A 17,774-nucleotide genomic window follows, 5' to 3' on the forward strand; every position below is an offset into this window, starting at 1 on the left:
AGCTTGAGGAATGCGTGACCGGCGCGTGAACAACCTGTGGTACCAGAGGCTGGATGCGGCCATCCGGCACCACGGTGGCATGCACAACGCCCACCTGCACCTCGATCGCGTGTACACGCTGGACGAGAAATACATGCAGGCGGTGGGCCACCGCATCCTCGACACCTCGCATGTCTCGCTGCACCGCAAGCACAGCCTGATCACCGACCTGCATTCGGGCGAGGCCTACACCGAAGCCGACTTCTACCGCCGCATCAACGCGGCGCTGGACGAGATGGTCGACTGCAACACGAAGCGCGCCGACACGCTGGTCGATTGCACGGCCGACGGCCTGGGCATGACAGCGATGCGCTGGATGCAGGACATCAAGAAAAAGCGCGCGCACGAGATCGACCTGCGCCTGGCGGCCTACACGCCCTTCGGTTTCGACGACACCGACCCCGCCCGCTGGAACCTGATCCTCGAGGCGGTCAAGCACGCCGACTTCGTGGCGGCGCTGCCCGAGGCCGACGAGAAGTCGACCTACCCGCACAAGATCGGGTACGAGGAACACTGCCGCCGCCTGCTGAAGCTGGCCATGGACAACGGCAAGAGCCTGCACGTGCACACCGACCAGCGCAACGAGCCCGGCGAACGCGGCACCGAGCGCCTGATCGACGTCGTGCGCGAGTTCGGCCGCCTCGAGGTCGACGGCGAGCCCATGGTGTGGGCCATCCACGTCATCTCGCCCTCGACCTACGACGACGCGCGCTTCGAGAAGCTGCTCAAGGACATGGTCGACCTGAACATCGGCGTGATCACCTGCCCGTCGGCGGCGCTGGGCATGCGCCAGTACCGGCCGATCATGACGCCCACGTACAACTCGATCCCGCGCCTGCTCGAGATGCTGGCCGCCGGCGTGCACGTGCGCATGGGCTCGGACAACTTCGCCGACACGATGTCGCCCAGCACCACGTCGGACCTGGTCGACGAAGCGTTCGTGCTCTCGGCGGCGCTGCGCTTCTACCACCCGGGCGTCATCGGCACCATCGCCGCCGGCAAGAAGCTGAGCGACGAGGAGCGTGCCATCGTCAAGGACCACCTCGCCAAGAACGAGGCGGAAATCCAGAAGTTCCTCGCGCGCTGAGCGGCCCCTGCCGCCGGCGGACCGCCGCGCCCCCATGTCCGCCCCCGTCCGCATCGCTCCCCTGGAAGGCGTCGAGGTCCATGTGCTCGATGGCGCGCCGCCGCCGGAAGCCCACGCGCTCCTGAGCCCCGAGGAAAGCGAACGCGCCGCGCGCTTGCGCGGCCCGGGCCAGGCGCAGGCCTATGTCTGCGCGCATGCGGCGCTGCGCCGCCTGCTGGCGCAACGCACGCGCCGCGACGCGCGCGAGCTGCGTTTCACCAACGGGCCGAAAGGCAAGCCGGCGCTGGACGATGCGCCGGGCGTGCACTTCAGCATCTCCTACCGCGCCGGCTGCGCGGCCGTGGCCATCGCGACGCGCCCGGTCGGCGTGGACGTGGAACGCGTCGATGCCGCCATCGACGCCACCGGCATCGCGCAGCGCTTCTTCACCCGCGACGAGCAGGCATGGCTGGCCGCCGCGCGCGAGCCGCAGGCCTTCTTCGCGCTGTGGACGCGCAAGGAGGCGCTGGTCAAGGCCGCCGGCGTCGGCATCGACGGCATGGGACGCGCGGCGGCGCAGGGCGAAACGGCCCGCATCGGCGACGAAACGGGGCGCGAGCGCCACTACCGTATCCTCCAGCTGGATGCGATGCCCGGCTACGCGCTCGCGCTGGCCGTCGAAGAACAAGGAAACGAACCATGAAGCTCACCATCGTCGGGACCGGTTACGTCGGGCTGGTGACGGGCGCGTGCCTGGCCGAAGTGGGCAACGACGTGCTGTGCCTGGACCTCGACCCGCGCAAGATCGAGATGCTCAACGCGGGCGGCATCCCGATCCACGAGCCGGGCCTGGAGGAAATGGTCCGCCGCAACGTTGCCGCGGGGCGGCTGTCGTTCACCACCGACGTCGTGAAATCCGTCGCCTTCGCCGATGTGCAGTTCATCGCCGTGGGCACACCACCCGGCGAGGACGGCTCGGCCGACCTGAGCCATGTCGTCGCCGCAGCGCGCGCGATCGCGCAGCACATGGACGGCTTCCGCCTCATCGTCGACAAGTCCACCGTCCCCGTGGGCACCGCCGACAAGGTGCGTTCCGAAGTCGCGCGTGTTCTCGGCGAGCGCGGCGCGAAGCACGAATTCGCCGTCGCCTCCAACCCCGAGTTCCTGAAGGAAGGCGCGGCGGTCGAGGACTTCATGAAACCCGACCGCATCGTGATCGGCACGGACTCGGATCACGCCGCGCAGCTGCTGCGCGAGCTGTATGCGCCGTTCCAGCGCAACCACGACCGCATCGTGCAGATGGACATCCGCTCGGCGGAGCTGACGAAGTACGCCGCCAACGCGATGCTGGCCACGCGCATCTCGTTCATGAACGAGATGGCGCTGCTCGCCGAGCGCGTGGGTGCCGACATCGAGGCGGTGCGCAAGGGCATCGGTTCCGATCCGCGCATCGGCTACCACTTCCTCTACGCCGGCTGCGGCTACGGCGGCTCGTGCTTCCCCAAGGACGTGCAGGCGCTGGTGCGCACGGCGCACGACGACGCAGGCCTCGAGCTGAAGGTGATGACCGCCGTGCGTGCGGCCAACGAGGCGCAGAAGCTCGTGCTGTCCGCCAAGGTGAAGCAGCGCTTCGGCGACAAGCTCGCCGGCCGCACGTTCGCGCTGTGGGGCCTGGCCTTCAAGCCCAACACCGACGACATGCGCGAGGCCCCCAGCCGCACCATCGTCAAGGAACTGGTCGATGCCGGCGCGCAGGTGCGCGCCTACGACCCGGTGGCGCTGGACGAGGCGCGCAAGGCCTTCGCCGGCCAGAAAGGCATCGCCTTCGCCGAGAGCGCGATGGACGCGCTTGAGGGTGCCGACGCGCTGGTGATCGCCACCGAATGGAAGGAATTCCGCAGCCCCGACTTCGAGGCGATCGCGTCCGCGCTGAAGCAGCCCGTGATCTTCGACGGCCGCAACCTGTACGAGCCCGCTGCGGTGCGAGCGCGCGGCTTCGAATACCACGGCATCGGGCGCTGACATGAAAGTGCTGGTCACCGGCGCGGCGGGCTTCATCGGCATGTACGTCGCCGAAAGGCTGCTCGCGCGCGGCGACGAGGTGGTCGGCATCGACAACCTGAACGACTACTACGACCCGCAGCTCAAGCGCGACCGCCTGGCGCGCCTGCAGCCGCAGCGCGGCTTCACGTTCCTGCCCGTCGACATCGCCGACCGCCACGCGATGGCCGCGCTCTTCGCCTCCGGCGGCTTCGACCGCGTCGTGCACCTCGCCGCGCAGGCCGGCGTGCGCTACTCGCTGAAGAACCCGCAGGCCTACGCCCAGGCCAACCTGGTCGGCTTCCTGAACATCCTGGAAGGCTGCCGCCACGCACGCATCGCGCACCTCGTCTACGCCAGCAGTTCCAGCGTCTACGGCGGCAACACCAAGATGCCGTTCTCCGAAAGCGACCCGGTCGACCACCCGGTGAGCCTGTACGCGGCCACCAAGAAGTCCAACGAGCTGATGGCGCATGCGTACGCGCACCTGTACGGCTTTCCCGCGACGGGGCTGCGCTTCTTCACCGTGTACGGCCCCTGGGGCCGCCCGGACATGGCGTACTACTCGTTCACCGAGGCCATCCTGCAGGGCCGCGCCATCGACGTCTTCAACCACGGCGACATGAAGCGCGACTTCACCTACATCGACGACATCGTCGAAGGCGTGGTGCGCGTGCTGGACCGCGTGCCCGACGCGAAGGCCGGCGAATCGCTGCACCACGTCTTCAACATCGGCCACCACGAGCCGGTGGCGCTGATGGAATTCATCGCGACGCTGGAAAGGCACCTGGGCCGCCAGGCGCAGGTGCGCATGCTGCCCATGCAGCCGGGCGACGTGCCGGCCACCTACGCCGACGTCGACGCGCTCGCGGCCTGGGTGGGCTTCCGCCCCAGCACCTCGCTCGACGAAGGGCTGGCGCGCTTCACGCGCTGGTACCGCGACTACAAGGGGCCGAAGCAGTGAATGCGATCACGCAACGCGAGCTCGACGTGCTGTGCGGCATCGCCGAAGCCGCCGGCCGCGAAATCATGGCGGTGTACGAGTCGGGCGACTTCGACGCGACGCGCAAGGACGACGAGTCGCCGCTGACGGCGGCCGACCTGCGCGCCGACGCGGTCATCCGCGCGGGCCTAGAGCGCGCGTTCCCCGGCGTGTTCATCCTGTCCGAGGAATCGCGCTCGGCGGCGCACGCGACGCTGCCTTCGGCGTTCCTGCTGGTCGACCCGCTGGACGGCACCAAGGAATTCCTCAAGCGCAACGGCGAGTTCACGGTGAACATCGCGGTGGTGAGGGACGGCGTGCCCATCGCCGGCGTCGTGCAGGCGCCGGCGCTCGGCGAGCTGTTCTACGGCGCGAAAGGGGTGGGTGCGTGGAAGCGGACGAACGGCGCGCCCCAGGCCATCCACGTGAGCGCTTGCGAACCCACGCAGCCCCTGCGGGTGCTGGGGAGCCGCTCGCATGGCAGCGACGCCATGGAGCGCTGGCTCGATGCGCTGGGGCGCGAACACCAGTTCCTCGCGGCGGGCAGCTCGCTCAAGTTCCTGCGCATCGCCGAGGGCGCCGCCGACGCCTACCCCCGCATGGGACCCACCTCGCAGTGGGACACGGCGGCCGGGCAGGCGGTGCTGGAGGCGGCCGGCGGGGCGGTCCACGACCCGGTGGGCCAGCCCCTGCGCTACGGGCTGGACCGGCCCATCCTGAACCCCAATTTCCTGGCCACCGGCGACCCCCGGCTCGCCCTGCCGCCCATTACCTGAGGCCGTTGTAGGGGTTCATATAGGAGAATTCATATAGGACGCTAGAATCCGCCTCCTATATGAATAGCGTCCTGCGTGTCACCCTGAACCCGGCGCCCGAGCAGTCGGCCCGGCTGGAGGCCTTGCAGGAGGCGTTCGCCAAGGCCTGCAACAGCATCGCACCGCTGGTGCAAGCCAGCCGGGTGTGGAACCGCGTGGCGCTGCACCACCTGGCCTACCGGGGCCTGCGGCAAGCCTTCCCGAACATCGGCTCGCAGATGGCGTGCAACGTGATCTATTCGGTCTCGCGCGCCTGCCGCATCGTCTACCAGCACCCCGACAGCCCCTTCAACCTCCAGCGCCTGGGCGACAAGCCGCTGCCGCTGGTGCAGTTCGACAAATCCTCGCCCGTGTATTTCGACCGCCATACGCTCAGTCTCCGCGACGGCACGCTCTCGATGTACACGCTGGACGGCCGGATGCGTTTCCAGGTGGCGCTCACGCCACAGGACGAGGAGCGCTTCCGCAACGAGAAGGTGCGCGAGATCGTGCTCGCGCGCCCGCTCGGCCAGGGACGCAGCTTCGAGCTGGCGTTCCACTTCTCGCAGGAGGGCGAAGTCGCGGCCCCCATCCCGGCGCCTTCCGCGGCGCTTCCCGTCTACCTCCGCGTCGAAAGCGCAGCATGAGCCCCAACAAGTCCCAGGAACTGCGCGAAGCCTTCGACGCGACCCGGCCCTACCTGCGCCGCGCGGGCGTGTTCAGCGTCGCCGCCGGCCTGCTGTCGCTGTCTTCCAGCGCGTACATGCTGTCGGTGTACGACCGCGTGCTCACCAGCCGCAGCATCCTCACGCTCGGGATGCTGCTGCTCGCGGTGCTCGCGGCGTACGCGGTGCTCGAGGTCGTGGAGTGGGCGCGCGGCGAGATCCTGCACGAGGCCGGCGAAGCCTTCGAGCGCAGCCTGGCCCGCCGCGTGTTCGACGTGATGTTCACGATCAACCTGCAGCGGCCCGGCTCGCCCACCGCCCAGCCGCTGGCCGACCTGAAGACCCTGCGCGACGCCTACAGCTCGCCGGTCTCGTCGGCGTCGATGGAAGCGCCGGTCGCGCTCGTGTACCTGGTGCTGATCTTCGCCATCAGCCCCGTGCTGGGTTGGGTGGCCGTCGTCGGCGCGGTGCTGCAGACCGGCATCGGCTGGATGAACGAGCGCAGCACGCGCCCGTCGCTGGTCGCATCGCAGCGCGAGTCGATGGCCGCGCAGCAGTACGCCGACGGCACGCTGCGCAACGCCGAAGTGATCGAGGCGATGGGCATGCTGCCCGACGTGCACCAGCGCTGGCAGAAGAAGCAGCGCCAGTTCCTGGACCTGCAGGCCGTGGCGTCGACCAACGCCGGCAAGTACCAGGCCATCACCAAGTTCGTGCAGATGACGCTGAGCTCCGCGCTGCTGGGGCTGGCCGCATGGCTGATGCTGCACGACTCGCTCAACGGCGGCGGCGCCATGCTGGTGATCTCCTCGATCCTCGGCGCGCGCATGCTGCAGCCGCTGGTGCAGATCGTCACGCAGTGGCGCACCGTGGTGCTCGCGCGCGACGCATGGACCCGCCTGTCGGAACTGCTCGACGCCAAGCCGGCCCGCGGCCCGTCGATGTCGCTGCCGCCGCCCAAGGGCATGCTGACGGTGGAACAGGTCACGGCCGGCGCGCCCGGCATGCAGGCCGCCATCCTGCGCAACGTCTCGTTCGGCCTCGCCTCGGGGCAGGTGCTCGCCGTGGTCGGGCCCTCCGCATCCGGCAAGACGACGCTGGCGCGCCTGCTGGTGGGCATCTGGCCCGCGGCCGCCGGCAAGGTGCGGCTGGACGGGGCGGATGTCTTCGGCTGGGACAAGGCCGAACTCGGCCCGTACGTCGGCTACCTGCCGCAGGACGTCGAGCTGTTCGAAGGCACGCTCGCCGAAAACATCGCGCGCTTCGGCGCGGTGGACATGGAGAAGGTCGAAGCCGCCGCGCGCTCCGTCGGGCTGCACGACCTGATCACGCAATTGCCCGGCGGCTACGACAGCCCCATCGGCGACGACGGCGCGATGCTCTCCGGCGGCCAGCGCCAGCGCGTCGCGCTGGCCCGGGCTCTGTACGGCGACCCGGCGCTGGTGGTGCTGGACGAACCCAATTCGAGCCTGGACGAATCGGGCGATGCCGCCCTCGCTTCGGCCATCCGCGGCCTGAAGGAGCGCGGCACGACCTTCGTGATCATGACCCACCGCACCAGCGTGCTCGCGGTGGCCGACCGCATGCTGGTCCTGCACGACGGCGTCGCGCAGGCCTTCGGTCCGCGCGACGAGGTGCTCGCCGCGCTCGCGAAGGCCGCGGCCGCCGGCAAGGCGAAGGCGGCCGAGGCCGCAGCGGCCGGCGCAGCCCTTCCCGCAACCCCCGCGCGTGCCTGAGGACGACCATGAAGACACCCGCTTTCTTCCAGCGCAGCGAACTCGCCGCCTCCCTGTGGAACTTCCGCCGCGAGTTCTGGGTGGTGGGCCTGTGCAGCTTCGTCGCCAACCTGCTGATGCTCGCGCCCACGCTGTACATGATGCAGGTCTACGACCGCGTCCTGGCCAGCCGCAACGAGCTCACGCTGCTCGCGATCTCGCTCATCACGCTGTTCTTCTTCGTGCTGATGGCGATCGCCGAGTGGTCGCGCTCGCAGATCCTGATCCACGCCGGCATCCGCTTCGACGAACGCCTGAGCTCGCGCGTGTTCAATTCCAGCTTCGAGACCTACCTCGAAGGCTCCAGCAGCGGCCCGACGCGCGCGTTCACCGACCTGCTGCAGATCCGCCAGATGCTCACGGGGCAGACGCTCTTCACGCTGTTCGACGTGCCGTGGACGCCCATCTACATCGCCGTGATGTACCTCGTGCACCCGCTGCTCGGGTGGGTGGCGATCGTGTTCGCCATCATCCAGGGCCTGGTGGCGTGGTTCGGCCACGCGCGCACCGTCAAGCCCACGCAGGACGCTGCCCAGGCGGCCACCGGCGTGCAGATGTACCTGAAGAGCAAGCTGCGCAACATCGAGGTGATCGAGTCGATGGGCATGCTGGGCGCGCTGCGCAAGCGCTGGCAGGCGTGGCAGGACGAGTTCAACGTGAAGCACGGGCACGCATCGGCGGTCAACCATCGCGCCACGGCGCTGAGCAAGTTCGCGCGCTATGTGCAGCAGTCCGTCGGCCTAGCGGCCGGCGCGCTGCTGGTGGCGAACGGCGAACTGTCGCCCGGCGGCATGATCGCCTGTAACCTGCTGATGAACCGCGCGCTGTCGCCGATCGACTCGCTGGTGCAGTCCTGGCGCAGCTTCGCCAATGCGCGCGACGCCTTCCTGCGCCTGGAGACGCTGCTGACCGGCTACCCGGAGCGCGAGGTTCCGCTGCGCGGCGAGGCGCCGACCGGCGAAGTCGTCCTGCGCGGCGCGGTGGCCGATGCGCCCGGCCGCAAGGAGCCGATCCTCAAGGGCGTGGACCTGTCGGTCCGCCCGGGCGAGGTGGTGGTGGTCATGGGTCCCTCGGGCTCGGGCAAGTCGACGCTGGCTCGCGTGATCACCGGCATCTGGCCGCACGTCACGGGCGAGGTGCAGCTGGGCGGCGTGCCGCTCGCGCAGTGGAACCGCGTCGAGCTCGGGCCGCACATCGGCTACCTGCCGCAGGACATCGAACTCTTCGAAGGCAGCATCGCCGAGAACATCAGCCGCATGGGCGAGCTCGACTCGGAGAAGGTCATCGAAGCCGCCCGCATCGCCGGCCTGCACGAGATGATCCTGCGCTTCCCGCAAGGCTACGACACGCCGGTGGGCGCCGCCGGGCGCATGCTCTCGGGCGGCCAGCGCCAGCGCATCGGCCTCGCGCGCGCCGTCTACGGCAACCCGTCGCTGGTCGTGCTCGACGAACCGAATGCCAACCTCGACGAAGCCGGCGAGGGCGCACTGGCCCGCGCCGTGCAGCAGCTCAAGGCCGCGGGCAAGGCGGTCATCCTCATCACCCACCGCCCCTCGGCGATCGCGCTGGCCGACCGCATCGTGCTGGTCCAGGACGGCACGATCCGCGCCGACGGCCCGCGCGACGCGGTGCTCGCATCGCTGCGCCCCGCGCAGGCCCCCGCCCGGCTGGCGAACCCGCAGCCCGCCTGATCTCCCACCGAACCGAAACAGTCCCCAGCCATGGAAACGCAAAACCAACTCCAGCCCCCGTCGGCCACGCCCGCACCGGGCGCACCGGCCGATGAAGGCCACACCCACGGCGACTCCATCCGGGCCGGCCGCATCGGCCTGTGGGCCCTGGGCCTCGGCTTCGTCGGCTTCCTGCTGTGGGCTGCGTTCGCGCCGCTGGACGAAGGCGTGCCGGCCACCGGCGTCGTCTCCATCAACACCAAGCGCAAGGCGGTGCAGCACCCCACCGGCGGCATCATCAAGGAGATGATGGTGCAGGAAGGCGACCGCGTGCGCGAAGGCCAGGTCCTGCTCAAGCTCGACGAAGCCGCCACGCGCGCCAACTACGAAAGCATCCGCCAGGAGTATTTCGGCCTGCGCGCGATGCAGGGGCGCCTGCTCGCCGAGCAGTCCGGCCTGCCCGCGATGACGATCCACCCGGACCTGCAGGCCGCGGCCGCGAAGGACCCGCTGATCCGCAACCAGGTGCAGACGCAGCAGCAGCTGTTCGCCTCGCGCCGCTCCTCGTTGCAGGCCGACCTGCAGCAGATCCAGGAAAGCATCCGCGGCCAGGAATCGCTGATCCGCTCCTACCAGGAGATCCTCATCAGCCGGCGCAGCCAGCTCGCGCTCATCAACGACGAGCTGAAGAACACCCGCGAGCTCGTGGTCGAAGGCTACATGCCGCGCAACCGCCAGCTGGAGCTTGAACGGATGGTGGCCGACGCGAACGGCGCGGTCGCCGAACTGCTCGGCAACATCGCCCGCACGCACAACGCGATCGCCGAGCTGCGCCAGAAGTCGCTCGGGCGCACGCAGGAGTACCGCAAGGAGGTCGAAGGCGGGCTGACCGACGTGACGCGCCAGGTGCAGGCCGACGAAGCCAAGTTCCAGGCGCTGGGCGACGACCTCAATCGCACCGAGCTGCGCTCCCCCGCGACCGGCCAGGTCGTCGGCCTCGCCATCCAGACGGTGGGCGGCGTCATCCAGGGCGGCCAGAAGATCATGGACATCGTGCCCGACAACGAGATGCTGCTCGTGGAGACGCGCGTGGCGCCGAACCTGATCGACCAGGTGCACGCGGGCCTGCCGGTGGACATCCGCTTCAACACGTTCTCCAACTCGCCGGTGCTAGTCGTCGACGGCAAGGTCGTGTCGATCTCCGGCGACCTGCTCGCCGACCAGCAAAGCGGCGCCACCTACTACCTGGCGCGCGTGGCCGTCACGCCCGAAGGCCAGAAGAAGCTCGGCAAGCGCGTGCTGCAGGCCGGCATGCCGGTGGAAGTCGTGCTCAAGACCGGCGAGCGTTCGATGCTGGCCTACGTGCTGCACCCGCTGACCAAGCGCCTTGCGGCGGCGATGAAGGAGCAATGACGATGCGGTTCACTTCCCGGGCGGTGTCCGCCGCCTGCGTGGCGATGCTGTGCGCGCTGTCGCCGCTCGCATCCCATGCGCAGAGCCCCGCGGCGACTCCGGCTGCCAGGCCGGCGACCGAGCCCGCGCTGACGCTGGCCGAGGCATACCGCCTGGCCTTCGTCGAGGACGCGACGATCCGCGCCGCGCGCGCGCAAGCCGACGCGCGGCGCGAGCGCCTGCCGCAGGCGCGCGCCGCTCTGCTGCCGAACATCTCGGCCAGCTACGGCCGCAACCACAACCACCTCGAGAGCACCTCGCCCGGCATCACCGGCCCGGTGGTCGACGAGACGCGCTACGGCAGCAGCAGCAAGGTGCTGACGCTGCGCCAGCCGATCTTCCGGCCTTACCAGATCGCCGACCTGGCGCAGGCGCGCGCGGTGGTGGCCGATGCGAACGCGCAGCTGGACAAGGAAACGCAGAACCTCGCGGTGCGCGTGACCAGCGCCTACCTCGATTGCCTGCTCGCGCAGGACCAGCTGGCGCTGATCCTGGCGCAGAAGTCGACGTACACGACGCAGCTGGATGCGGCGAAGAAGCGCTTCTCGGCCGGCGCCGGCGTGCGCACCGACATCGACGACGCGCAGGCCAAGCTCGATTTCACGATCGCGACCGAGCTGCAGCTGCGCCAGAACGTGGATTACACGCGCCGTGTCTTGCAGGTCCTGATCAACCGCCCCGTCACCGCGCTCGCGCCGGTGGACCCGGCCCGCCTGAAGCTGGGCCCGCCGGTGCCGGCGCAGCTGGACGAGTGGCAGCAGCGCGCCGAGCTCACCAGCCCCGAGCTGCGCTCGATGTCCGCGCAGCGCGACGCCTCGCGGCGCGAGATCGACAAGGCGCGCGCCGGCCATCTGCCGACGCTGGACTTCGTGGCGCAGCGCTCGATCAGCAACAGCGAGAACGTCACGCGGATCAACTCCAACTACGACAACACGAGCTTCGGCATCCAGCTGAACATCCCGATCTTCGCCGGCGGCGGCGTCACCTCGCAGACGCGCCAGGCCGTGGCGGACACCGAGCGCGCCGAGCAGGCGCTCGAAGCCACGCGCCGCGACCTCGCGCTGCGCATCGAGCAGGAGTTCCGCGGCGTGACCGAAGGCGTCGCGAAGGTCGCGGCGCTGGAGAAGGCCGTGCAGTCGGCCGAGGTGATGGTGCGCTCCACGCGCCGCTCCTACGAAGGCGGCGTGCGCACGGTGGTGGACATCCTCGCGGCCGAGGAGCAGCGGGTGACCGCGCTGCGCGACCTGGCGCAGGCGCGCTACCTGTACCTGCTGTCGCGCGTGCGCCTGCAGGCGCTCACCGGCGTCGCCGACGAGACGGCCATCGCGGAGATCAATTCGACGCTCGCCCCCTGAGGGCGCGCGTCATCCCAGGGTAGAGAAGGTGTCGGACACCCCGATCAGCGCAACGGCAGCGGCCGTGCTGGTCGGGGTGACCGCCGCTGCCATCTGCATGCCGTGCGTGATGGAGTCCTCGGGCAGCCGGTAGCTCAGGCCCATCTCCACCGCGAAGTGCTGCGCGACCAGCGCCTTGTTGTCCAGCAAATCCGCCACCCAGCCCCAGGTGGCATTGCCCTTGAACGACAGCGCCGACTGCAGGATCTGGTCGACGAGGTAGCCGCGGCTCGTGCCGTGCGCGAGCGCGTCGGTCCAGTAGGTCAGGCCTTCCGGGTCCGCGCCTTCGCTGCGCCCCAGCGAGTTGCGGTACACGAGGTTGACGAAGTCGGCGTTGGTCATCGCCGCCGAGTAGCCGGTCTGCGCCGGGTACTGCAGCGCCGCCGAATAGAAGTTGTCCGCGACCTGCACGATGCTCTTGCCGGCGCGCACCTGGTTGATCCAGAAGTCCAGCCCGTCGGCCTCGGGGATGCGGTTGAAGAAGCCGACGTACAGCGACTCCAGCAGCTTCAGGTCCCACGCCGAGATCGCGCGCGAGTCGGCGCCGACCTGCAGGTTCACCGTGAAGTCCGAGAACGCCACGTGCGTGGGGCCTTCGAGCGTGTCGCGGCCATCGCGGCCGGCCACGGTGTCGTTCACGACGATGTCGCTGCTCGCATGCGAGAGGCGGTAGTCGGTGCGGGCGCCGGAGAACTGCACCGTGTCCGAGCCGCCGCGGCCGAGGAAGCTTTCGTCCAGCGACGTGCTGCGGAACGTTTCCGACGCGGTGCTGCCCATGTAGGCCACGATGCCCGTGGCCGCGCCGGGGAAGGTGCCGGCGAAGGGGAACTGCGCACCTTGCATCACCGCGTCGTCGGCGTGAATGGCGTCCTGCACCCATTGCCAGTTGCTGCCGTAGAGGGCCGCATAGGTGGTTTCCGTCAGCGCGCCGTCGCCGCTGGAGAGCACGCCGACCACCGACGTCACGCCGCCTTCGGTGCGCAAGAGCGGCCCGCCGGACGCGCCAGGCCCCAGGCTCGCGTCGATGTCGTAGATCTGCCAGGTGGCCGACGCATGCGCGACGATCTGCTCTTCCATCTGGCCCGAGCCGCGCGCGGGGTAGCCGTTGATGGTGCCGGTGAAGTCGTTGGCGTAGGACGCGACGGGGGTCCAGCCGGTGGTGTTGCCGATCGGCGTGCGCAGCCCCAGCACTGCCAGGTCGAACTGCGATTCGTCCGGCGTGAGCAGGCCGGGCGCGTCGCCGTTGTCCCAGTCGGGCGTGCGCGCAAAGATCACGGCGACGTCGGTGTAGCTGCCGAAAGGCGACAGCAGGCCGGGCGACGTGTCGGCGCCGGGCACGACCTTGATGCTGGTGGCGAAGCCGCCGCGCGCCGCGTCGTAGATCGCGTGGTCGGCGGTGAGCACGTCGTTCAGGCCGACGACGATGCCGGAGGCTCGCGTGGCGGGTCCGCCGTCGGGCCACGTGCATTGCAGGTAGCAGATGCTGCTGTAGGGCAGCACCGTGCGGTTCGAGATCTCGTACATGGGGTCCTGTGGTCGCTCCCCCTCCACTCCGGGCGCTATCTTCGCACGGCTGAGCCTGGCGAATCAGTGACGGCCGGTACTGAATGTGACGGGGGGTGAGACAATCCGCGCGAGTTTCCGGCACCCGAAAGTCCGCACCTGAAGGCATGCTCATTCTCCTGATCCTGTGCGGGGCGGTTTCCTGCATCGCCTGCGCCCTCCTGCTGCGCATCGGCCGCACCAACGGCCGCCGCTATGGCCAGACGGTGCCCCAGCGGTTCCACACCGGCCACGTCCCGCGCCTGGGCGGCGTGGCGATGATGGCCGCCTGCACGGCCGGCTGGGCGTGGATGGTCGGCTCCGAACGCTTCTTCGAGGTTCACAGCCAGTTGCGCATGGCGTTTCCCATCGGCGTGGCCTGGTGGTCGGTGGCGCTCATCGCGGTGGCCGGCGGCGTCGGCGAGGACCTGACGCACCGCCTCACCGCGGGCTGGCGACTCGCCTTCACGCTGCTGGCCGGCGCGATGGCCACTTGGCTGCTGGGCCTGTCCATCCCCACGCTGGGTGTCGAATCGCTGCAGGGCCTGTGGGCCGCGACGCCATGGTTCGGCATCGCGCTGGCGATCTTCGCCGTCGCCGGCCTGCCGCACGCATTCAACCTGATCGACGGCTACAACGGGCTGGCCGGCATCGTCGCCGTGATCTGCTGCTTCGCGCTCGCCTATGTGTGCCTCGCCCACGGCGACCGCCAGCTGGCCGGCGTCGTGCTCGCGCTCGCCGGGGCCACCGCCGGCTTCCTGGTATGGAACTACCCGCGCGGCCTGCTCTTCGCCGGCGACGGCGGCGCCTACCTGTGGGGCGTGGTCATCGCCATCGCCAGCATCCAGCTCGTGCAGCGCTATCCGGACGTCTCGCCCTGGTTCCCGGTGCTGCTCTTGATCTACCCGGTGTGGGAGACGGTGTTCTCGATCTGGCGCAAGGTGATGCGCGGGCAGTCGCCCGGCGTGGCCGACGCGCTGCACTTCCACCAGTTGATCTACCGCCGCATCGTGCGCCACGTGTTCGACGACGACGAGGCGCGCGCCATGCTCCTGCGCAACAACCGCACGTCGCCCTACCTGTGGGGCTTCACGGTGCTCACCGTCATCCCCGCCGTGCTGTTCTGGGGCAACACGCCGGTGCTCATGTTCTTCACGGCCCTGTTCGTGGTGAGTTACGTGTGGGCCTACGTGAGCATCGTGCGCTTCAAGGTGCCCAACTGGCTCAGGCGCTGAGGCTGGCAAAATCAGGGGAATCCCCCGCCGCCGCCCATGACCGACCTGAAACACATTTCGCCCCGCGAGAAGGCCGAGATCCTTGCGCAGGCGCTGCCGTACATCCGCCGCTTCCACGGCAAGACCATCGTCATCAAGTACGGCGGCAACGCCATGACCGACCCGGAGCTGCAGGCCGACTTCGCCGAGGACATCGTGCTGCTCAAGCTGGTGGGCATGAACCCGGTGGTGGTGCACGGCGGCGGCCCGCAGATCGAGCAGGCGCTGAACCGCCTGGGCAAGAAGGGCGAGTTCATCCAGGGCATGCGCGTGACCGACGCCGAGACCATGGAAGTGGTCGAGTGGGTGCTGGCCGGCGAGGTGCAGCAGGACATCGTGGGCCTGATCAACCAGGCCGGCGGCAAGGCCGTGGGCCTGACGGGCCGCGACGGCGGCCTGATCCGCGCGCGCAAGCTCAAGATGGTCGACAACAAGGACCCGAACAAGGAACACGACGTGGGCCAGGTGGGCGACATCACCGCCGTCGACCCTTCGGTGGTGAAGGCGCTGCAGGACGACCAGTTCATTCCCGTCATCTCGCCCATCGGCTTCGGCGAGGAGAACGAGAGCTACAACATCAACGCCGACGTCGTCGCGGCCAAGCTCGCCACCGTGCTGCAGGCCGAGAAGCTCATGCTGCTGACCAACACGCCCGGCGTGCTGGACAAGCAGGGCAAGCTGCTCACCAACCTGTCGGCGCGCGAGATCGACGAGCTCTTCGCCGACGGCACCATCTCCGGCGGCATGCTGCCCAAGATCAGCGGCGCGCTCGACGCCGCGCGCAGCGGCGTCAACACCGTGCACATCATCGACGGGCGCGTGCCCCACGCCATGCTGCTGGAAGTCCTGACCGACCAGGCCTACGGCACCATGATCCGATCCCACTGAAACTTCTTCCATGCGCCTGCTCCTCGTCGAAGACGATGTGATGGTCGCCAGCGGCATCAAGCTGGGGCTGACCGACGCCGGCTACACGGTGGACTGGGTCGGCAGCGGCGAGCGCGCCGAGGAGGTCCTGCGCACCGAGGTGTTCGACGCCGCGATCATCGACATCGGCCTGCCGCGCATGGACGGGCTGGAGCTGACCAAGCGCCTGCGCCGCCCCGAGATGGCCAGCCATGCGATGCCGGTGCTGATCCTCACCGCGCGCGACGCACTGCACGACCGCGTGCATGGCCTGGACCTGGGCGCCGACGACTACATGATCAAGCCCTACGAGCTGCCCGAGCTGCTGGCGCGGCTGCGCGCACTGCTGCGGCGCTCGCAGGCGGCCACCAGCGCGGTGCTGGCCTTCGGGCCGATCGAGCTGGACACGGCCAACCGCCGCGCGTCGGCCCGGCACGACGGGCAGGAGACGCCGCTCGAACTGGGCCCGCGCGAATGGACGGTGCTGGAGTACCTCCTGATCAACGCGCCCAAGCCCGCCAGCAAGGAAAAACTGCTGCAGGTGCTGACCGGCTGGGACCGCGAGATCACGCCCAACGCGGTGGAGGTCTACATCTCGCGCCTGCGCGGCAAGCTGGAGCCGCACGGCGTGGGGTTGCGGTCTATCCGCGGCTTCGGCTACCGCCTCGAGCTCACGGCCCAGGCGTGAACCTGCCCTTCATGCCGAAGCGGCGGCGCGCGAGCGCGGCGCTGGGCATGACCTCCGGCCTGCGCCGGCGGCTGCTGGTGCTGCTGCTGGTGCCCCTGCTGCTGCTAGCGCTGATCAACGCGTGGTTCGATTACCGCTCGGCCAGCAACGTCGCGGGCCAGCAGGACCAGCGCCTCGCGGCGTTGCTGCCGCTGCTGGCCGATTCGATCATCGCCGAGGGCCAGAAGCCCGGGGACCCGCCGGTGCTGCTGCTGGCGCCGGCCGTGGACGAATTCCTCTCGTCGCCCGCATCGGCCTATTCGCTGTGCGACCCCGACGGCAAGGCCCTGCGCGGCGAAGCCTGGATGTGCGACCTGGCGCCGACCTCGCGCGAGGCCGAGTTCCACAGCGAGGAATACGAGGGCACCACGTGGCGCATCGTGCGCCAGCGCCAGCAGTCGGTGCTGGGGGAGGTGGTCGTGGTGCTGGCCGACGGCTCGGACCCGCGCCAGCAATGGGCGCGCGCCATCCTGTTCAAGGTGCTGCTGCCCAACCTGGTGTTGCTCACGCTCGCTGCCTTCGCGGTGCGCTGGGCGGTGGCGCGCGCGCTGAAGCCGCTGCTGGACCTGCGCGTGGCGGTGGAATCGCGCTCGCCGCGCGACCTGTCGTCGCTGGACGAGAGCGCCTCGCCCGAGGAGGTGCGCCCGCTCGTGCACTCGCTCAACCGCCTGTTCGAGCTGGTCAACGCGCAGGCCGAAAGCCAGCGCCGCTTCATCGCCGATGCGGCGCACCAGCTGCGCACGCCTCTGGCGGGCCTGCAGGCGCAGGTGGAAGCGTGGGCGCACGCCACGCCGGCCGCCGACGCGATGGTGCGCCTGCCCGCGCACGAGGTGGCCAAGCTGCGCGACGCGACGCGGCGCACCTCGCAGCTCGCGAGCCAGCTGCTGGCGCTGTCGCGCGCCGATGCCCGCACCATGCACGCCCAGCCCATGCAGCGCGTCGACCTGAAGGCGCTGTGCGAGGACATCCTGCAGCACCACCTGGACGACGCCACGGCCAAGCACATCGACCTGGGCCTGGACGCGCAACCGGCGTCGGCCCATGCGCACGAGTGGCTGCTGCGCGAGGCCCTGGAGAACCTGGTCGACAACGCGGTGAAGTACACGCCGCCGGGCGGCACGGTCACCATCCACTGCGGCCTGCGCGGCGGCGTGCCGTTTCTATCGGTGGAAGACGACGGCCCCGGCATCGCGCCGGCCGAACGCTCGCGCGTGCTGGAGCGCTTCTACCGCGTGAAGGGCACGCCGGGCGAGGGCAATGGACTGGGCCTGGCCATCGCCGACGAAATCGCGCGCGTGCACCACGGCCACCTCACGCTGGAAAGCGGCAACGGCGGGCGCGGCCTGAAGGCCACGCTGGCCCTGCCGGGGTAAGCGCGCACTTGGCGTGTATGCATGCAAGCATGCGCGTCTGCTGGCGAAAACCCTGACTTGGGGCTGTGCGAGAAT

At 69.6% G+C, this 17,774-nt stretch carries 15 protein-coding genes; 14 read left to right on the forward strand and 1 reads right to left on the reverse strand.

The window, feature by feature from the left end:
- Nucleotides 1–10: 10 nt before the first annotated feature.
- The 10 genes from WG903_RS06780 to WG903_RS06825 are packed head-to-tail and all read left to right on the forward strand — an operon-like array spanning nucleotide 11 to nucleotide 11,838.
- Nucleotides 11–1,126, forward strand: a complete 1,116-nt coding sequence (locus tag WG903_RS06780) for a hypothetical protein (protein WP_340073541.1) — start codon at nucleotides 11–13, stop codon at nucleotides 1,124–1,126.
- Between the two features lie 34 nt (nucleotides 1,127–1,160).
- On the forward strand, nucleotides 1,161–1,808 hold the full coding sequence (locus WG903_RS06785; RefSeq protein ID WP_340073543.1) for a 4'-phosphopantetheinyl transferase family protein: 648 nt from the start codon (nucleotides 1,161–1,163) through the stop codon (nucleotides 1,806–1,808).
- Nucleotides 1,805–3,127, forward strand: coding sequence for a UDP-glucose dehydrogenase family protein (locus tag WG903_RS06790; protein ID WP_340073545.1), 1,323 nt, complete (start codon nucleotides 1,805–1,807; stop codon nucleotides 3,125–3,127). Before WG903_RS06785 ends, WG903_RS06790 begins: the two co-directional genes overlap by 4 nt.
- Before the next feature lies 1 nt (nucleotide 3,128).
- Nucleotides 3,129–4,109: an NAD-dependent epimerase gene (locus tag WG903_RS06795; RefSeq protein ID WP_340073547.1), complete on the forward strand. Its 981-nt coding sequence runs from the start codon at nucleotides 3,129–3,131 to the stop codon at nucleotides 4,107–4,109.
- On the forward strand, nucleotides 4,106–4,903 hold the full coding sequence (gene cysQ, locus WG903_RS06800; protein WP_340073549.1) for a 3'(2'),5'-bisphosphate nucleotidase CysQ: 798 nt from the start codon (nucleotides 4,106–4,108) through the stop codon (nucleotides 4,901–4,903). The genes WG903_RS06795 and cysQ overlap by 4 nt, the downstream gene beginning before the upstream one ends.
- A gap of 59 nt (nucleotides 4,904–4,962) precedes the next feature.
- A complete protein-coding gene (locus tag WG903_RS06805; protein ID WP_340073551.1) occupies nucleotides 4,963–5,568 on the forward strand; it encodes a hypothetical protein in 606 nt (201 codons plus the stop codon).
- On the forward strand, nucleotides 5,565–7,322 hold the full coding sequence (locus WG903_RS06810) for a type I secretion system permease/ATPase (protein WP_340073553.1): 1,758 nt from the start codon (nucleotides 5,565–5,567) through the stop codon (nucleotides 7,320–7,322). The genes WG903_RS06805 and WG903_RS06810 overlap by 4 nt, the downstream gene beginning before the upstream one ends.
- Nucleotides 7,323–7,330: 8 nt before the next feature.
- A complete protein-coding gene (locus WG903_RS06815) occupies nucleotides 7,331–9,052 on the forward strand; it encodes a type I secretion system permease/ATPase (protein WP_340073555.1) in 1,722 nt (573 codons plus the stop codon).
- A gap of 30 nt (nucleotides 9,053–9,082) precedes the next feature.
- Nucleotides 9,083–10,444, forward strand: a complete 1,362-nt coding sequence (locus WG903_RS06820) for an HlyD family type I secretion periplasmic adaptor subunit (RefSeq protein ID WP_340073557.1) — start codon at nucleotides 9,083–9,085, stop codon at nucleotides 10,442–10,444.
- A 2-nt stretch (nucleotides 10,445–10,446) separates the two neighbouring features.
- Nucleotides 10,447–11,838, forward strand: coding sequence for a TolC family outer membrane protein (locus tag WG903_RS06825; protein ID WP_340073560.1), 1,392 nt, complete (start codon nucleotides 10,447–10,449; stop codon nucleotides 11,836–11,838).
- Between the two features lie 9 nt (nucleotides 11,839–11,847).
- Here the strand turns inward: WG903_RS06825 and WG903_RS06830 are convergent, their stop codons facing one another.
- On the reverse strand, nucleotides 11,848–13,401 hold the full coding sequence (locus WG903_RS06830; protein WP_340073562.1) for a DUF4214 domain-containing protein: 1,554 nt from the start codon (nucleotides 13,399–13,401) through the stop codon (nucleotides 11,848–11,850).
- 146 nt (nucleotides 13,402–13,547) lie between these two features.
- Here WG903_RS06830 and WG903_RS06835 point away from each other — a divergent pair, with 146 nt between their 5' ends.
- Genes WG903_RS06835 through WG903_RS06850 form a run of 4 tightly spaced genes read left to right on the forward strand, consistent with a single transcriptional unit; the run spans nucleotide 13,548 to nucleotide 17,699 of the window.
- A complete protein-coding gene (locus WG903_RS06835; RefSeq protein ID WP_340073564.1) occupies nucleotides 13,548–14,654 on the forward strand; it encodes a glycosyltransferase family 4 protein in 1,107 nt (368 codons plus the stop codon).
- A 36-nt stretch (nucleotides 14,655–14,690) separates the two neighbouring features.
- Nucleotides 14,691–15,581, forward strand: a complete 891-nt coding sequence (gene argB / locus WG903_RS06840; RefSeq protein ID WP_340073566.1) for an acetylglutamate kinase — start codon at nucleotides 14,691–14,693, stop codon at nucleotides 15,579–15,581.
- A gap of 10 nt (nucleotides 15,582–15,591) precedes the next feature.
- Nucleotides 15,592–16,287 (forward strand): response regulator transcription factor, encoded by a 696-nt coding sequence (locus tag WG903_RS06845; protein ID WP_340073569.1) that lies wholly within the window; start codon nucleotides 15,592–15,594, stop codon nucleotides 16,285–16,287.
- Nucleotides 16,288–16,334: 47 nt separating this feature from the next.
- Nucleotides 16,335–17,699: a sensor histidine kinase gene (locus tag WG903_RS06850; RefSeq protein ID WP_340078205.1), complete on the forward strand. Its 1,365-nt coding sequence runs from the start codon at nucleotides 16,335–16,337 to the stop codon at nucleotides 17,697–17,699.
- Nucleotides 17,700–17,774 lie beyond the last annotated feature (75 nt).

Origin of the sequence: Ramlibacter sp. PS4R-6, from assembly GCF_037572775.1 — a bacterium.
GTDB lineage: Bacteria > Pseudomonadota > Gammaproteobacteria > Burkholderiales > Burkholderiaceae_C > Ramlibacter.